Source organism: Staphylococcus sp. EG-SA-14 (assembly GCF_017151935.1).
GTDB lineage: Bacteria > Bacillota > Bacilli > Staphylococcales > Staphylococcaceae > Staphylococcus > Staphylococcus aureus.
Genome location: NZ_JACVZM010000016.1, coordinates 1 through 17,555 on the forward strand (window position 1 = coordinate 1; position 17,555 = coordinate 17,555).

Consider the following 17,555-nt stretch of genomic DNA (forward strand, 5'->3'; position numbering starts at 1 on the left):
GCATTTTTGCTTTTTATAAATTGTCAGATTATTATGAAAACAAGGGAGTGGTAAGTATGAATCTTAACGATACGATATTTATGTTTTTGTGTACATTATTAGTTTGGTTAATGACACCAGGATTAAGTTTATTTTATGGTGGGTTAGTTCAATCTAAAAATGCGCTTAATACTGTCATGCAAAGTATGGCAGCAATTGTGCTTGTTACATTTGTATGGATAACAGTTGGTTTTACAATTAGTTTTGGAAATGGGAATTTATGGTTCGGAAATTGGGAATATACTTTTCTTAATCATGTAGGTTTTGCGACTCAAGAAGATATTAGCCCACATATTCCTTTCGCTTTGTTTATGTTATTTCAAATGATGTTTTGTACGATTGCAATTTCTATTTTATCTGGTTCAATCGCTGAGAAAATGAAGTTTATTCCTTATTTATTATTCGTAGTAATATGGACTGCTCTTGTATACAGTCCAGTAGCACATTGGGTTTGGGGCGGCGGTTGGATTAACAAACTCGGTGTATTAGATTTCGCTGGAGGTACGGTTGTTCATATTACATCAGGTGTTTCTGGTTTAGTATTAGCTATTATGATTGGAAAAGGAAACAAACATTCTGAATCAACACCACATAATCTTATCATTACGTTGATTGGCGGTATATTCGTGTGGATTGGTTGGTATGGATTTAATGTAGGTAGTGCTTTTACATTTGATAATATTGCGATGCTTGCATTTACAAATACTATCATTTCAGCCAGTGCAGGTGCTATAGGTTGGTTAATTTTAGAATATATTTTTAAAAAGACGACAAGTTTACTTGGACTTTTACTCGGTGCATTAGCTGGTTTAGTTGTCATTACTCCTGCAGCAGGATATGTAACATATCTTAGTGCAACAATAATGGCTTTAATAGGAGGTATCTGTTGTTATATTGTCATCAATTACATCAAGGTAAAATTAAAGTATCATGATGCATTAGATGCATTTGGTATCCACGGTGTTGGTGGTATTATTGGTGCTGCTTTAACAGCAGTTTTCCAAAGTAAAAAAGCAAATCCTGACATTGAAAATGGTTTTATTTATACTGGTGACATACATATTGTACTTGTACAAATATTATGTGTAACAGCAGTTGTAATTTTTAGTATCGTCATGACGTTTATTATTGCGAAAGTAATTAAATTAATTACACCATTATCTGTTACGGAACAAGAAACGAATATAGGATTAGACAAGATTGTTCACGGTGAACATGCTTACTTTGAAGGTGAGCTAAATAGATTCAATAAACATATTCGATATTAGAATATATTTACATAGAATATTCATTGTCCTAACATTTAACTAAAGGTTGATGTTGGGACATTTTGTTATACAAAAGTTTTATTTTGAAATCTTTTTATGAAAGAAGCAGAAATATTATTTAAAGCGGTTACACATATGCTAAAATAAGGCTAAGTGTCACAAATAATGATAGGTGAATAAGTATGAAAAATATATCTGATATTGCCAAATTGGCAGGCGTTTCAAAAAGTACAGTATCTAGATTTTTAAATAATGGATCTGTCAGTAAAAAAACAAGTGAAAAATTAACAAGAATTATAGCAGAACATGACTATCAACCGAATCAATTTGCTCAAAGTTTAAGAGCGAGACAAACACACCTTATTGGTGCCATTATACCTAGAATGAATTCATATGCAGTAGACGAAACAATCAAAGGATTGGCAAAACAATGCCAAAAATATGAATCACAATTAATTTTAAATTATACAGGTTTAAATATCGAAGCAGAAATACAAGCGCTTGAAACATTAGCACGCAGTAAAGTAGATGGTATTGTTTTAATGGCTACAGATATAACAGAGAGACATATTGAAGTCATTAATAAAATGAATGTACCAATCGTTATTGTTGGTCAACAACATGAACAACTTCATAGTATTGTGCATGATGATTATAAAGCAGGTCAAATTATAGGCGAATGGATTGGTCAACAGGGATATCAACAAGTTGAAGTGTTTAGCGTAAGTGAAAAAGATATTGCAGTTGGTATACATAGAAAACGTGGTTTACTTGACCAGTTAGCTAAATACCAAATTAAACCTAATATACATGAAACAAATTTTACTTATGTGGAAGCACAAAAAGATGTTGCAAATGCTTTGGAAAATGTGGAGCAAGTAGATGCGGTTGTTGGAGCAACTGATACGATTGCATTAGCTGCCTATAAATATTATTCTGATAAAAAAGATGTTATGAAACCACATCAAATATATGGTTTTGGTGGTGACCCAATGACACAATTAGTGTCTCCATCGATAAAAACAATTCATTATAATTATTTTGAAGCTGGCCAATGCGCGATGGAAGAGATACAACAGATGCTTAAAAAGCAAGATATGCCATATAGCGTCACAGTAGATGTTAATATTTAGACGCTGTATTTTTTAAAATAAATGTGGAACCGATACCATATAACTATAAATGGATAGGTTAAAAGTTAAAGAACGTAGGTAAAATTTGCTATAATAGAATATAAATTGTTAACAGCATAAATTATAAAAGGAGGACTGGGTAAATATTATGACCGAATGGACTAGAGAAGAACGTTATCAACGAATCGAGGACGTTGATACTGAGTATTTTAAAACATTAAAACAACAAGTTGATCAATCAAAATTTCGTCAACAATTTCATATACAACCAGAAACAGGCTTATTAAATGACCCCAACGGACTAATTTTTTATAAAGGGAAGTATTATGTTTCACATCAATGGTTCCCATTAGGCGCAGTACATGGCTTAAAGTATTGGTATAACTACACGAGTGATGACTTAATAAACTTTAAAGCTGAAGGGCCAATTTTAAATCCAGATACTAAATATGACAGCCATGGTGTATATAGCGGTAGCGCTTTTGAATATAACGGGCATTTATATTATATGTACACAGGAAATCATCGAGATAATCATTGGCAACGACATGCGGGTCAGATGATCGCACGATTGAAAGAAGACGGTTCAGTTGAAAAGTTTCCAAAGCCAGTAATTAGCCAACAACCAGAAGGATATACGAGTCATTTTAGAGATCCTAAAGTTTTTAAATATAGTGAGAAATATTATGCGATCATTGGCGCACAAAATAATGATCAGCAAGGTCGATTATTACTTTATAATACTGAAGATATAATTAATTGGCATTATTTAGGTGAAATAAATACAGAGTTGGATGATTTTGGATATATGTGGGAATGCCCAGATTACTTTAATGTAGATAATCAAGATGTCATACTTATTTGTCCACAAGGTATTGAACCAAAAGGCGATCAGTTCAAAAATATTTATCAAAGTGGTTATATACTTGGAAAGTTTGATATTGAAAAGTTAACATATGAACATGAAAATTTTGTCGAGCTTGATAATGGCTTTGATTTCTATGCACCTCAAACATTTTTAGATGAAAAAGGCCGACGAGTACTAATTGGATGGATGGGGTTACCGGAAATCGAATATCCTACTGATAATGAAGGATGGGCCCATTGCTTAACAATTCCTCGTGTATTAAATGTAGAAAATGGTCAACTTAAGCAACGTCCATATCCAGCGTTGGAAAAATTACGTCACAATAAAGAGACAGCATTAGGCTACGCAAATAAATTTACTCGAAAATTACATCCGTATGAAGGTAAACAGTATGAATTAATCATAGATATTTTGGATAATGATGCTACCGAAGTGTACTTTGAATTACGTACATCTAAGACTTCTTCAACATTAATCGCTTATAACAAGCGTGAAAATAAAATAACATTAGATCGCAGCGACAGTGGTTTATTGCCGGCAAATGTTGAAGGTACGACGCGTAGTACGATATTAGACACGCCATTAAAGCAATTACAAATTTTTGTTGATACATCTAGTATAGAAATTTTCTGTAATGATGGGGAACGTGTTTTGACATCTCGAATTTTCCCGACAGAAGACGCACTAGGTATTAAAACATCAACAGAATCAGGGCAAGTATATTTACAATTTACTAAATATGATTTAAAGGATGAACATAAATGAGACGTCTATTTTCAATAGGAGAAGCGTTAATTGATTTTATTCCAAACATTACAAATGCGAATTTAAAAGATGTTCAAACATTTACGAAGCAAATTGGTGGCGCGCCATGCAATGTAGCTTGTACAGTTCAAAAGTTAGGACAACAAGCGCATATGATTACACAATTAGGTAATGATGCATTTGGAGATAGCATTATTGAAACGATATCAAGTATTGGTGTAGATGTATCAAAAGTGTATCGCACGAATGAAGCCAACACTGCGTTAGCTTTTGTAAGTTTGACTGAAGCGGGCGAGCGAGATTTTTCTTTTTATCGTAAGCCCTCTGCTGATATGTTATTTGAACCAAGTTTTGTGAATGATATTGATGTGAATGAAAATGATGTGGTACATTTTTGTTCTGTTGATTTGATCGATAGTCCGATGAGAGAAGCACATTATCAATTGATTACCAAAACATTAAATTCAAATGGTACTGTCGTATTTGATCCTAATGTAAGATTGCCATTATGGGATAACGCTGAAGATTTAAGACAAACTATTCATACCTTTTTGCCATTGGCGCATATTGTAAAAGTTTCAGATGAAGAATTAGAATTTATTACAGGTATTCATGATGAAAATGAAGCCATTCAATCATTATTTACAGGTAATGTTACTGTAGTCATTTATACGAAGGGAGCAGATGGTGCTGCCGTATATTTGAAAAATGGTAATAATCATTATCATAGTGGCTATAAGGTAAAACCTGTTGATACAACTGGGGCAGGGGATGCTTTTATTGGTGCAGTTATTAGCAGGATTTTAGCAACCGATGTGTTAAATTTAACTCAGTTATTTGAAAATGAAGGTGAGGAAATTTTAGCGTTTAGCAATCGCGTTGCTGCAATAGTGACAACGAAGTATGGTGCCATTAATAGTTTGCCAACATTACAAGAGGTTGAACAAGCATTTTAAATAATTCATTTATAAAACAGTGTAGGAAACAAGTTGAATCTTGTGCTACACTGTTTTTTAAAACAAAATAAGATTCATGGGGTAGGAAATTGTAGTATTTTATTTAAGGAAACTGTCGATTTCAAATTTAGTATATTTTGTTAAAAATTGCGCCATAGGATTGTAGAGTGAAATAGAAATTGATAAATTATGTAGTAATAGGAATAGGTATACAAAGAGACGTTACATCATTTTTTAATTCACGCGTCATATTTAATTTTGTTATTAAACAATTAAAAAGCCAGCTATACAGTGCATTTGCTAGTTATCTTGTTAAAATCCAACAAGATTTACAATTGAATACGCCGTTAACTGACTTTATTATCTTATTATATTTTTTTAACGTTTCTCGCCGATGCATAGCAGTGTTCTTTATTTTTAAAATAGACAATTCGCTCTTTCGAATCTATAGATTCAATATTATGGCGATTGACGACAAAGCTATTATGACATCTAAAGAAACGATCATCTAATTGACTCAGTTCTTTTAAATTACCATAAAATTCAATTTGACGGTTATCTAAATGGGCAATGAGTCTGTGAGATTTTGTTGATGATTCAAAAAACATAATATCATCATATTGAACATACACTGAATTACTGCCACGTTTTAATTCAATCGTTTCAACGCTATTATCTCTTGATAATAATTGTAAACGTGTATGTGCAGTTTCTAAACAATCTATAATTCGAGTTCTTAATTCTGCTGGATCATCTTTAAAAATAAAATCCATCGCTGCAACTTTGTAGACAAATGTTAAATAGGTAAGTTCACTGTGACTCGTAACGAAAATAATGTTACCAACTGGGTCATGCTTACGAATTTCACTGCCTAATTTGATACCATTAATATCAGTTGAAAGTTGAATATCTAAAAAGTAACAGCCTATGTCATTCATATTTTTAGCTTGCTCAAGCACCTCATAAGGATTATCAGTTGCGAGGGCAATTTCCATAGGCTTTTCTTCTATCATTATATAATTTTTAATAATGGTAACCATGTTTTCTCTTTGTTTTGGATCGTCTTCGCAAATGAAAATTTTCATACATTCACATCCTTATGGCTAGTTGTTAATAATTTCAACTTTTTGAATAAAGAAACCATTTTCGATAATTGTATCTAATAAGACATTGTCTGCATTATCAGCAATTTCTTTTAAAGTTGATAGACCTAAACCACGACCTTCACCTTTAGTAGAAAAACTTTCTTGGAACAATTCATGAATGCGTGGTATATCATCAGCGCATTTATTCATAACAATAAACGTTACTGAATTTTCACTTTCAATAAATGCAACGCGAATGATAGGGTCATCAATTTCAGTTGATGCCTCAATTGCATTATCAAGAATAATACCAATACTGCGACTTAAATCGATCATATTCAAGTTAATGCTACTTACTTCATCGGGTATTTCGATACTAATCGGAATATTCATTTCTTGTGCACGTAAAATTTTCGCAGTAATTAAGCCTTTTATCTCACGTACTTTAAGATTCTCGATACCATTTAATTTAATAGCATTCATCTGCAAATTATCTTTCATAGGTACAATATTTTTATTGAAATAAGCGCGTAGACCAATCATGTCATCTTCGCGAATGTATTCTGAAAGTGTCGTTAAGATATTGACATAATCATGACGGAACTTGCGCATTTCGTTGTTGATAGCTTCAATCTTCAATGTATATTCATAATAGGTTTCAATTTCTTCCTGGTTTCGTTTGTATTTCATCTCTTTAAGGGTGAAAAGCGACATTATAAGTATTACAACAGAGATAAAAATTATTAATCCTATAAATACAAGTGCATATGGAATTAAGCTATCACCGTTTGAACTTGTATTTGTAGAATAAATATAAAAAAATGCAAATGTTGCAAATAATACGAATGAAATTATAATCATATAAGTTTTATTTAAAGATAAGTATGATTTTTTAAATTTCTTTAGAGATATTCTTACCAAATATGTCGCTAATAATGAAACTGATGAAAAAGAAAGTATATATAATGGTAAGAGTATTGCAGGATCAGTAGTGTATTTTCTTAAAGTTAAAAACAAACCTACTGTTGCAAAATTACTCAAATACATTATGATCATGGTCACTAAAATTGTTACTATTGCATAGTACTTTAATTTAAAGAATAAAAATATGATAGATGAAAAAGTTGGAATCAATACGGCTCTACTTCCATAGAAGTAATACAAAAACATGGTTGGAATTATAATTCCAACTATAATAAAATAATCCCTTAAATTAAATTTAACAAAGGAAATAAATTTGGCTACTGTAAAAAGTATTACTAATTGAAAAGTGGCCATAGCTAAGTTGTTTATTGTTTCCATATGCTACACACTTTCTAAAATAACTTTTACTATTTGTCGTATAAATTCGTTAATTCAGCGGGTACTTTAGGTTCATCAAATAAACTGCTGCAAGCGTTTACGCCACCGACAATTCCGATTGCTTTAGCTAATTTAATTATAAAATCAAAAAACATATTAACAAGTGTATTCATGATTAATCCTCCTTAGGGAAAAAAATAGGTAATAATGTAATAGATTCTACTAAAATTCCTAATAACATAAATTGAGCATAAAATGGATGTATTATTAAGGATAGAATCAAAACTAATAAATACATAATTATAGATAAATACTTTTTACGTTTTACTAATTTTATTGGTATAGGTTGCTTTTTCGTTGCTGCAGGTGCATAAATAACAACGGAAATCAATCCTATAATAGATAAGGCCAGTAAATAAGTAAAATTAATGTCTATATTAATTAGAAAATAAGGTACAAATACAAATGTTAAAATACTTTGTATGTAACAAAGTATCGAAGACTTTGCATGAGCACCATGTGCATTATAGCGTATTAACATATAGGATAAGTGTGTAACTAAGGTAAACAAAAATACACTTAAGAATATAGAAATACTATATGTTACAAGTATTTTAAAAAAATTACCAACTATAATTTGCATCCCTAAACGTACTTGCAAAAATTGAATATGATCTAAGTTATTTCTCTTTTGAAGATACGTGGCAAACTGGTCAATTTTGTTATCAAAATAATTCAATTTTACACCACTCTCCTCACTGTTATTATACGATTTAGTACAATCTTTTATCATTATATTGCCTAACTGTAGGAAATAAATACTTAACTGTTAAATGTAATTTGTATTTAATATTTTAACATAAAAAAATTTACAGTTAAGAATAAAAAACGACTAGTTAAGAAAAAATCGAAAATAAATGCTTTTAGCATGTTTTAATATAACTAGATTACAGAGATGTGATGGAAAATAGTTGATGAGTTGTTTAATTTTAAGAATTTTTATCTTAATTAAGGAAGGAGTGATTTCAATGGCACAAGATATCATTTCAACAATCGGTGACTTAGTAAAATGGATTATCGACACAGTGAACAAATTCACTAAAAAATAAGATGAATAATTAATTACTTTCATTGTAAATTTGTTATCTTCGTATAGTACTAAAAGTATGAGTTATTAAGCCATCCCAACTTAATAACCATGTAAAATTAGCAAGTGAGTAACATTTGCTAGTAGAGTTAGTTTCCTTGGACTCAGTGCTATGTATTTTTCTTAATTATCATTACAGATAATTATTTCTAGCATGTAAGCTATCGTAAACAACATCGATTTATCATTATTTGATAAATAAAATTTTTTTCATAATTAATAACATCCCCAAAAATAGATTGAAAAAATAACTGTAAAACATTCCCTTAATAATAAGTATGGTCGTGAGCCCCTCCCAAGCTCGCGGCCTTTTTTATTGTAATAAAGAAGGGGAGAGTTAATCCTCATTATGAGACCCACCGTTAAAATATATGAATAAGTCTAATGTTGGAAAAGGTCAAAAAATTAATCAATTTAATTAAGAAAATCATTCATTTGCAAAGGGCGAAATGGATTCTTACTGAGTTATCTATTATAAAAAAATAAACATAGACTTATGAAAAATCTCTCATAAATCTATGTTTAGTCATGACATGTGTTAAATATTATTTCGGGCGCTTCTTATTTATACAAATCTAATTTAATACTTTTAAATACAGGTATATTTTCGCGTTGCTGTTCTACTTCATTTAAGTTTAAATCTACAGTCAAAATATCTGCGGATTCATTTAATTCTCCAACTAAATCTCCATTTGGGTTTATAACTATCGAATGACCAGCATATTCTGTGTTACCATCGAATCCAGTGCTATTAGTTCCAATGACAAACATATTATTTTCAATTGCACGTGCCTTTAGTAATGAATGCCAATGGTGAAGACGTGACATAGGCCATTGCGCCACATAAAATGCAATTTTAGCACCACTACGAGCAGGATATCTTAATAATTCGGGAAAACGTAAATCATAACAGATAAGTTGGGCCACATAAGTACCGTCAGACAATTGAAAGGGTTCAGCTACGTTTTCGCCAGCAGTTAAAAATTCATGCTCTCTTAACATAGGAACTAAATGAACTTTGTCGTATTCATTAATTAGCTGGCCACTTTTATTCACACTAAAAGCTGTATTAAATATTTGATAGTTTCTAATGTTAGAAACTGACCCAGCTACGATATCGACTTTATATTTTTCAGCTAAATGTTTAATAAATGAAAAACTTTGTCCTAGATTATTATCTGCTTTTTCATTTAAATGCTCTAAATCATAGCCATTATTCCACATTTCAGGTAAAACGACTACATCTACTTCAGCATTCATATTTTTTTCGAACCATTGCGTTATTTGAGTTTCATTTTTAGAACTATCTCCAAAAATAATCGGTAATTGATAAATTTGGACTTTCATAACATCACATCCTTGATAGATCTTATATATAACTTACTAAAAGTTATGTTGAAACGCAAAAAACGAGCCCAAGACATAAAATCAAAGTCCTAGGCTCTACAATGTTATATTGACAGTAGTTGATGGGGCCCCAACATAGAGAAATTGGAACACCAATTTCTACAGACAATGCAAGTTGGGGTGGGCTCTAACATAAAGAAATACTTTTTCTTTAGAAATTAGTATTTCTTATACATGAGTTTTACTCATGTATTCCTATTCTTAAGTGCACATTAGCAGCGGCTAATGTGTAAGAACTACTACATAATGAATAACTAATGATTCTTTATCATTTCTGTCCCATTCCTAACAATATATTGATTATTTTTTTATTACGAAACGATCTTCCACTGGATTAAATGTTTTTTCGCCAGCAGCTTCACGAATATCACCAAATGGCATTTGAGCAATAAGTTTCCAACTTTTAGGAATATTAAATTCATTAGAAGTCATCTCATCAACAAGTGGATTATAGTGTTGTAATGAAGCACCTATGCCTTTAGTAGCTAATGCAGTCCAAATTGCAAATTGATGCATGGCATTTGTTTGAGTTGACCATATTGCAAAATTATCATAGTAGTTTGGCATTTGTTCTTGTAAACCACTTACAACATCTTGATCTTCATAAAACAAAATTGTGCCGTATGAATGTTTGAAGTTATCAATTTTTTGTTCAGTTGGCTCGAAATCACGATTCTCTCCCATGACTTCTTTTAAAATTGCTTTTGTGTTATCCCAAAATTTATTATTGTTGTCATTTAATAAGAGAACAATTCTAGTTGATTGAGAATTAAATGATGAAGGAACATGTTTAACTGCATGTGCAATCATTGATTCTAATTCGTCATCGCTAATTGATATCGAATCTTTCAAATTATATATTGAACGTCTTTCTTCCATTGCATTGTCAAAAGTCATTGCTTTTTTATCTTTTTTAAATAAACCCATAATTATTGCTCCTTCTTTACTAAAGAATACTTAATAGACTAAGTATAAAATTTATACTCGTACTTGTAAAGTAATATTTACGAAAATTTCAAGAATATTAATATTCATTTTCAAATTCCAAATATAAATGCATTTTCAACGCATATTTATTATACTTAGATTAATACTTACATGAAAAAGGGAGGTGTCTCGTGAAATGTCATATCATTGGTTTAAGAAAATGTTACTTTCAACAAGTATTTTAATTTTAAGTAGTAGTAGTTTAGGGCTTGCAACGCACACAGTTGAAGCAAAGGATAACTTAAATGGAGAAAAACCAACTACTAATTTGAATCATAATATAACTTCACCATCAGTAAATAGTGAAATGAATAATAATGAGACTGGGACACCTCACGAATCAAATCAAACGGGTAATGAAGGAACAGGTTCGAATAGTCGTGATGCTAATCCTGATTCGAATAATGTGAAGCCAGACTCAAACAACCAAAACCCAAGTACAGATTCAAAACCAGACCCAAATAACCCGAAACCAAAACCGGATCCAAAACCAGACCCAGATAAACCAAAGCCAAATCCGGATCCAAAACCAGATCCAGATAACCCGAAACCAAAACCAGATCCAAAACCAGACCCAGATAAACCAAAGCCAAAACCGGATCCAAAACCAGATCCAGATAAGCCAAAGCCAAATCCAGATCCAAAACCAGATCCAGATAAGCCAAATCCTAACCCGTCACCAAATCCCAATCAACCTGGGGATTCCAATCATTCTGGTGGCTCGAAAAATGGGGGAACATGGAACCCAAATGCTTCAGATGGATCTAATCAAGGTCAATGGCAACCAAATGGAAATCAAGGAAACTCACAAAATCCTACTGGTAATGATTTTGTGTCCCAACGATTTTTAGCCTTGGCGAATGGGGCTTACAAGTATAATCCGTATATTTTAAATCAAATTAATAAGTTGGGCAAAGATTATGGAGAAGTTACTGATGAAGACATTTATAATATTATTCGCAAACAAAACTTCAGCGGAAATGCTTATTTAAATGGATTACAACAACAATCGAATTACTTTAGATTCCAATATTTCAATCCATTGAAATCAGAAAGGTACTATCGTAATTTAGATGAACAAGTACTCGCATTAATTACTGGTGAAATTGGATCAATGCCAGATTTGAAAAAGCCCGAAGATAAGCCGGATTCAAAGCAACGCTCATTTGAACCGCATGAAAAAGACGATTTTACAGTAGTTAAAAAACAAGAAGATAATAAGAAAAGTGCGTCAACTGCATATAGTAAAAGTTGGCTAGCAATTGTATGTTCTATGATGGTGGTATTTTCAATCATGCTATTCTTATTTGTAAAGCGAAATAAAAAGAAAAATAAAAACGAATCACAGCGACGATAATCCGTGTGTGATTCGTTTTTTATATTATGGAATAAAAATGTGATATATAAAATTCGCTTGTTCCGTGGCTTTTTTCAAAGCCTCAGGATTAAGTAATTGGAATATAACGACAAATCCGTTTTGTAACATATGGATAATAATTGGAACAGCAAGCCGTTTTGTCCATACATATGCTAAAGAAAAAATGACACCCATACCAAAATAAACTGGAATAAATTTGAAATCATTATGTGCTAATGCAAATATTAATGAACTTACTGTTGTAGCAATAATAAATGCTACGATACGATTACCTTTAATCGCATTAAATAATTCTCCAAAGATTACTTTTCTGAATACGTATTCTTCTAATAAAGGACCGATAATAGATACAAAGAAGATAAATATAGGTATTTTTCGAGCAATAATAATTAGCTTTTCTGTATTAGGACTTACTTGTTGTCCACCATAAATTTGCGTTAATACAATGCTCACTACCATTTGATAAATCATTACCAATGCAAATCCAAGCAATGCCCATGGAATGATATATTTTTTAGGTTCTTTAACTTCTAATTCTAATTTTGTTGGATTTTTAATTTTTAAATTAATTAAAATAATCGTCGTGGCGGCGATTAAAAATAGAACAAGTTGTATGTAAATGACTGCTTTAGTCAGTTCTATGCCACTATATTGTACAAATGGTAATTTTTTTACAATGAGAAGCGGTAAAAATTGAGACAATATATAAATAATAACAGTTAGCAATGATGCCCATAGTCTTGTCATAATTTTCCTCCAAATATTTGTTTATAATTTATTTTATCGTAAATAACTTGAAGTTACAAAACTTAATTAAAAGGTTATGACTTGAAATTTTGACCAAATTTGATTATTATAAATGTATGTTAGCACTCTTTAATGTTAAGTGCTAAACTTTAGGTTTTTTTAAGGAGGAACAATCATGCTAAAACCAATTGGAAATCGTGTGATTATTGAGAAAAAAGAACAAGAACAAACAACTAAAAGTGGTATTGTTTTAACTGATAGTGCTAAAGAAAAATCAAACGAAGGCGTTATCGTTGCAGTAGGAACAGGACGCCTATTAAATGATGGTACAAGAGTGACTCCTGAAGTGAAAGAAGGGGACCGTGTCGTGTTCCAACAATATGCTGGTACAGAAGTTAAACGAGATAATGAAACATATCTAGTATTAAATGAAGAAGATATTTTAGCGGTAATTGAATAATATAAAACTAAATTCATAGATAAATTGTAAAGAACGAAAATGAAATATGACTAAACAAATGGAGGTTTATCATTTATGGTTAAACAATTGAAATTCTCTGAAGATGCACGTCAAGCAATGTTACGTGGTGTAGACCAATTAGCAAATGCAGTTAAAGTAACGATTGGTCCTAAAGGACGTAATGTTGTATTAGATAAAGAGTTTACAGCACCTTTAATTACGAACGATGGTGTAACGATTGCTAAAGAAATCGAATTAGAAGATCCATATGAAAATATGGGGGCTAAACTAGTTCAAGAAGTTGCAAATAAGACAAATGAAATTGCTGGTGACGGTACGACAACTGCAACAGTATTAGCTCAAGCAATGATTCAAGAAGGCTTGAAAAATGTTACAAGTGGTGCGAACCCAGTTGGTTTACGACAAGGTATCGACAAAGCAGTTAAAGTTGCTGTTGAAGCGTTACATGAAAATTCTCAAAAAGTTGAAAATAAAAATGAAATTGCGCAAGTAGGTGCGATTTCAGCAGCAGATGAAGAAATTGGACGCTATATTTCAGAAGCTATGGAAAAAGTAGGTAACGATGGTGTCATTACAATTGAAGAGTCAAATGGCTTGAATACAGAACTTGAAGTGGTTGAAGGTATGCAATTTGATCGTGGTTATCAATCACCGTATATGGTTACTGATTCAGATAAAATGGTTGCTGAATTAGAACGCCCATATATTTTAGTGACAGATAAGAAAATCTCATCATTCCAAGATATCTTACCTTTATTAGAACAAGTGGTTCAATCTAATCGTCCAATCTTAATTGTAGCTGATGAAGTTGAAGGAGATGCATTAACAAATATCGTGCTAAACCGTATGCGTGGCACATTTACTGCTGTTGCAGTAAAAGCACCTGGTTTTGGTGATCGTCGTAAAGCAATGTTAGAAGATTTAGCTATTTTAACTGGTGCGCAAGTGATTACTGATGATTTAGGCTTAGATTTAAAAGATGCATCAATTGATATGTTAGGTACTGCAAGTAAAGTAGAAGTAACTAAAGATAATACCACTGTTGTTGATGGTGACGGTGACGAAAACAGCATTGATGCACGTGTAAGCCAATTGAAATCTCAAATTGAAGAAACTGAATCTGACTTTGATCGTGAAAAATTACAAGAGCGCTTAGCTAAATTAGCAGGTGGTGTTGCAGTTATTAAAGTAGGTGCAGCAAGTGAAACAGAGCTTAAAGAACGTAAATTACGTATTGAAGATGCATTAAACTCTACACGTGCAGCAGTAGAAGAAGGTATTGTTGCAGGTGGTGGTACTGCATTAGTAAATGTTTACCAAAAAGTAAGTGAAATTGAAGCTGAAGGTGACATTGAAACAGGTGTAAATATTGTACTTAAAGCATTAACTGCACCAGTTCGTCAAATTGCTGAAAATGCAGGGTTAGAAGGATCTGTCATCGTTGAACGCTTGAAAAATGCAGAACCAGGTGTTGGTTTTAACGCTGCTACAAACGAGTGGGTTAATATGTTAGAAGCAGGTATCGTTGATCCAACTAAAGTAACACGCTCAGCATTACAACATGCAGCAAGTGTTGCGGCAATGTTCTTAACGACTGAAGCGGTTGTAGCATCAATTCCAGAAAAAAATAATGACCAACCTAACATGGGTGGCATGCCAGGAATGATGTAAAATGACTGTTAAACTCCGATTTTATAACGTTTTTAATATTGGGTGGTCATAATTTGGTCATAGAAATTTTAAAATAAATCTTTTGAGACGTTTTCCATGAGTTTACTAAACTTTTGGGAAGCGTCTTTTTTGTATGAGTTCGTAATCTTAGCATAGATGTTCATAGTGGTGTTTATATCTTTGTGTCGCAAGCGTTCTTGTATTTCCTTAATATGCACACCAGCCTCTATAAGTAACGCGCAATGAGTATGACGAAATGAATGAGTGCTTATTTGTTTATTAGTTATGTTAGTCTTTTTAAGTATAGCTTTTATCCATAACTGTAGTTTCTTAATTACGAGGGGATAGCCGTTAACATCAGTAAAAACGAAATTGTTATCTACATACAACTCGTTTTTCCATGTGTCCTGTACATCCACTTTATAATTTTTGAGTAATTTAATCACATGAGGATCAACTGAAATTTTTCCGATTGAGCTTTCAGTTTTTGGCGTAAGTATTTGATATTGCTTTTTATTGTTATTCGGATTGTAATAAGTCTTTGTAATATTGATTGTATTATTCTCAAAGTCTATATCAGACCATTTCAATGCCAATAATTCACCTGCACGCATGCCTGTATATGCTAATGTACAAAACACCTCAAAGCTGTTTTGGGGTGAATGGTGATTTTTAGCAACCTCCAGGAATTGAAATAATTCATCTTTTTCAAGAAACTTTTTATGTATCTCAGTATCTTCTAATTCTTCCACACTAATTTTCTTTTTAGGTCGTTTAATACCCTCGCTAGGCATTATTCTTATTAATTTCATATCGTATGCGTACTTAAATATCATATTTGTAGAGGCTATAATGCTATCAACATAATTCTTGCTATACTGTGCGCTTATATCGTTTACAAAACGTTGATATTCATGTTTATTGATAGTTTGTATTGGTTTATTGTTAAAGCGTTCTATGGCGTGGTTTATGGCTTTCTCGCGTGCTCTGACACTACTTACTTTTACTTCGTTAGCATATTGTGATATCCAATCGTCAGCAACCTGTTTAAATGTAGACGTGGACGGTGCGATATAATCGCCATTTCTTAACTGACGCTCAACCATTTCAGCGTGATGTTTAGCGTCTGATTTGCGTTTAAAACCTGAGTTTGAAATATATTTATATTTGCCCGTTTCTGCGTCTTTTCCTAGTGATATACGATAGCGCCATGTATTTCCGCGTTTTTCATAACTTGCCATTTGATCACCTCGATTAATATTCTTTAAAAATATCACTAGATAAACGGCTATCAGTTTGTAAAATTTCTTTATGTAGAGTCGTACTTTTTTCGCCTTTATTTGGAAAAAGCTCTTCAATATCGTCTATATTTTTTACTATTATTTCAGAAACATACCCACTTAACTTTTGGTTAATTTTTTTAAATAACAAGTTTTTAAGGCCTGCAGATAAACTATCAACGTATTTTTTTAATCCGATATTTTCATCTTCATTTTTAATCGTGAAAATAAATCTATGTTGTGAATTAGTTATCTTTTCAGTTTCTTTATATGAGACGTCTAAGTCAAAATTTAATTTTTGCCTATTATCTAATTCGACGTCTACTAAAATTTCAAAGTCAAAATTTTCAATCGAAAAAGCGTGAGTAATGTTTGCAGTTACTTCAAATCCCTCGAAAACATCATTAATTTTATAATTCGGTTCTTCATCAAAAGTAAAGTCAAAATTGATCGGATTATGTTCAAAAAATTCTGAAGGAGATATGTGCAGATAACTACATAATTTATCTATAGCATCATATCTTATCATTTCAGAATCATTTTGTGCCATTGAAGTAAGTGAACTTCTTGCTATTTTTACATCTTTTGCAACACGAGATATTTTTAGTCCTCTTTCTGACAGTAGTTCAGACAATCTATTTCTAATCATTACAAACCTCCTAATTATGTTAATAATAGCATTTTTTTGGACGTTTATGTACAAAAAAATAAAAAATGATTGAGAAGTCAGTCGAAAAACTATTGCAAAAGAAAAACGATTATGTATAATAAAGTTATAAATTGATTGAGAAGTCAGTCAAAAACGAAGGAGGATTTTAATTATGACTATTTTAGCGAATACTAGAAAGTTTAAAGAAGCCATGTTCTTAAAAGGCTTTAATTTATCTGATTTATCACGTGAAACAGGTGTTGGAATTTCTTATTTAAGCCAAATTATTAATGGTAAAAAGATTCCAAGCCCTAAATTAGCTAAGAAAATGGCAGAAGTTTTACAAGTTGAGGTAAATGAATTATTTGAATTTGAAGTAAAGGAGGCATAAA

General features: G+C 31.7%; 18 protein-coding genes and 1 pseudogene. 9 read left to right on the top strand and 10 right to left on the bottom strand.

The features are described 5' to 3' along the window. The first annotated feature begins 56 nt into the window (after nt 1-56). The 4 genes from IDG63_RS09770 (at nt 57) to IDG63_RS09785 (ending at nt 5,029) form a co-directional block, all read left to right on the top strand. On the top strand, nt 57-1,307 hold the full coding sequence (locus IDG63_RS09770; protein WP_001052269.1) for an ammonium transporter: 1,251 nt from the start codon (nt 57-59) through the stop codon (nt 1,305-1,307). A 182-nt stretch (nt 1,308-1,489) separates the two neighbouring features. Further along, nucleotides 1,490-2,440: a LacI family DNA-binding transcriptional regulator gene (locus IDG63_RS09775; RefSeq protein ID WP_000790329.1), complete on the top strand. Its 951-nt coding sequence runs from the start codon at nt 1,490-1,492 to the stop codon at nt 2,438-2,440. Between the two features lie 148 nt (nt 2,441-2,588). Continuing rightward, on the top strand, nt 2,589-4,073 hold the full coding sequence (locus IDG63_RS09780) for a sucrose-6-phosphate hydrolase (RefSeq protein WP_000141411.1): 1,485 nt from the start codon (nt 2,589-2,591) through the stop codon (nt 4,071-4,073). Further along, nucleotides 4,070-5,029 (top strand): carbohydrate kinase family protein, encoded by a 960-nt coding sequence (locus tag IDG63_RS09785; protein WP_001253291.1) that lies wholly within the window; start codon nt 4,070-4,072, stop codon nt 5,027-5,029. The genes IDG63_RS09780 and IDG63_RS09785 overlap by 4 nt, the downstream gene beginning before the upstream one ends. A gap of 187 nt (nt 5,030-5,216) precedes the next feature. Here the strand turns inward: IDG63_RS09785 and IDG63_RS09790 are convergent. The 5 genes and pseudogenes from IDG63_RS09790 to IDG63_RS09810 form a co-directional block, all read right to left on the bottom strand. Continuing rightward, nucleotides 5,217-5,326, bottom strand: a pseudogene (locus tag IDG63_RS09790) (hypothetical protein). A gap of 71 nt (nt 5,327-5,397) precedes the next feature. Beyond that, complete coding sequence (gene agrA, locus IDG63_RS09795) at nt 5,398-6,114, bottom strand: quorum-sensing response regulator AgrA (protein ID WP_206176425.1); 717 nt, start codon at nt 6,112-6,114, stop codon at nt 5,398-5,400. An 18-nt stretch (nt 6,115-6,132) separates the two neighbouring features. Further along, a complete protein-coding gene (gene agrC / locus IDG63_RS09800) occupies nt 6,133-7,416 on the bottom strand; it encodes a quorum-sensing sensor histidine kinase AgrC (RefSeq protein ID WP_000447888.1) in 1,284 nt (427 codons plus the stop codon). 29 nt (nt 7,417-7,445) lie between these two features. Next, nucleotides 7,446-7,589 (bottom strand): cyclic lactone autoinducer peptide AIP-II precursor, encoded by a 144-nt coding sequence (agrD, locus tag IDG63_RS09805; protein ID WP_001094921.1) that lies wholly within the window; start codon nt 7,587-7,589, stop codon nt 7,446-7,448. Nucleotides 7,590-7,591: 2 nt separating this feature from the next. Continuing rightward, the gene (locus tag IDG63_RS09810) at nt 7,592-8,155 is read right to left on the bottom strand and encodes an accessory gene regulator AgrB (RefSeq protein WP_001105696.1); all 564 of its coding nucleotides are present in this window, start codon (nt 8,153-8,155) and stop codon (nt 7,592-7,594) included. A gap of 289 nt (nt 8,156-8,444) precedes the next feature. On the opposite strand from IDG63_RS09810, the gene hld reads away from it, so the two are divergent. Next, nucleotides 8,445-8,525: a delta-hemolysin gene (gene hld / locus IDG63_RS15005; protein WP_000046022.1), complete on the top strand. Its 81-nt coding sequence runs from the start codon at nt 8,445-8,447 to the stop codon at nt 8,523-8,525. A gap of 599 nt (nt 8,526-9,124) precedes the next feature. Here the strand turns inward: hld and IDG63_RS09820 are convergent. Together IDG63_RS09820 and IDG63_RS09825 are read right to left on the bottom strand one after the other, a co-directional pair. Beyond that, nucleotides 9,125-9,910: a carbon-nitrogen family hydrolase gene (locus IDG63_RS09820; RefSeq protein WP_000867950.1), complete on the bottom strand. Its 786-nt coding sequence runs from the start codon at nt 9,908-9,910 to the stop codon at nt 9,125-9,127. Between the two features lie 360 nt (nt 9,911-10,270). Then, complete coding sequence (locus IDG63_RS09825; RefSeq protein ID WP_000522384.1) at nt 10,271-10,897, bottom strand: nitroreductase family protein; 627 nt, start codon at nt 10,895-10,897, stop codon at nt 10,271-10,273. A 196-nt stretch (nt 10,898-11,093) separates the two neighbouring features. Between IDG63_RS09825 and IDG63_RS09830 the strand changes: the two genes are divergently transcribed. Next, entirely contained in the window at nt 11,094-12,314 is a 1,221-nt protein-coding gene (locus tag IDG63_RS09830) for an SdrH family protein (protein ID WP_000120294.1), read from the top strand. 24 nt (nt 12,315-12,338) lie between these two features. Here the strand turns inward: IDG63_RS09830 and mroQ are convergent, their stop codons facing one another. Next, nucleotides 12,339-13,082, bottom strand: coding sequence for a CPBP family intramembrane glutamic endopeptidase MroQ (mroQ, locus tag IDG63_RS09835; protein WP_000197635.1), 744 nt, complete (start codon nt 13,080-13,082; stop codon nt 12,339-12,341). Between the two features lie 175 nt (nt 13,083-13,257). Here mroQ and groES point away from each other — a divergent pair, with 175 nt between their 5' ends. Together groES and groL are read left to right on the top strand one after the other, a co-directional pair. Continuing rightward, nucleotides 13,258-13,542, top strand: coding sequence for a co-chaperone GroES (gene groES, locus IDG63_RS09840; protein ID WP_000917289.1), 285 nt, complete (start codon nt 13,258-13,260; stop codon nt 13,540-13,542). Between the two features lie 75 nt (nt 13,543-13,617). Next, nucleotides 13,618-15,234: a chaperonin GroEL gene (gene groL, locus IDG63_RS09845; RefSeq protein WP_000240642.1), complete on the top strand. Its 1,617-nt coding sequence runs from the start codon at nt 13,618-13,620 to the stop codon at nt 15,232-15,234. Between the two features lie 68 nt (nt 15,235-15,302). On the opposite strand, the gene IDG63_RS09850 is transcribed toward groL, so the two are convergent. Both IDG63_RS09850 and IDG63_RS09855 read right to left on the bottom strand, forming a co-directional pair. Continuing rightward, nucleotides 15,303-16,475 carry a tyrosine-type recombinase/integrase gene (locus IDG63_RS09850; protein ID WP_086095901.1) on the bottom strand — a complete coding sequence of 391 codons (1,173 nt, stop codon included), beginning with the start codon at nt 16,473-16,475 and terminating at the stop codon, nt 15,303-15,305. Between the two features lie 13 nt (nt 16,476-16,488). Continuing rightward, a complete protein-coding gene (locus IDG63_RS09855; protein WP_000620857.1) occupies nt 16,489-17,163 on the bottom strand; it encodes a helix-turn-helix domain-containing protein in 675 nt (224 codons plus the stop codon). Nucleotides 17,164-17,335: 172 nt separating this feature from the next. Between IDG63_RS09855 and IDG63_RS09860 the strand changes: the two genes are divergently transcribed. Further along, a complete protein-coding gene (locus IDG63_RS09860) occupies nt 17,336-17,554 on the top strand; it encodes a helix-turn-helix domain-containing protein (RefSeq protein ID WP_000153640.1) in 219 nt (72 codons plus the stop codon). Nucleotide 17,555 lies beyond the last annotated feature (1 nt).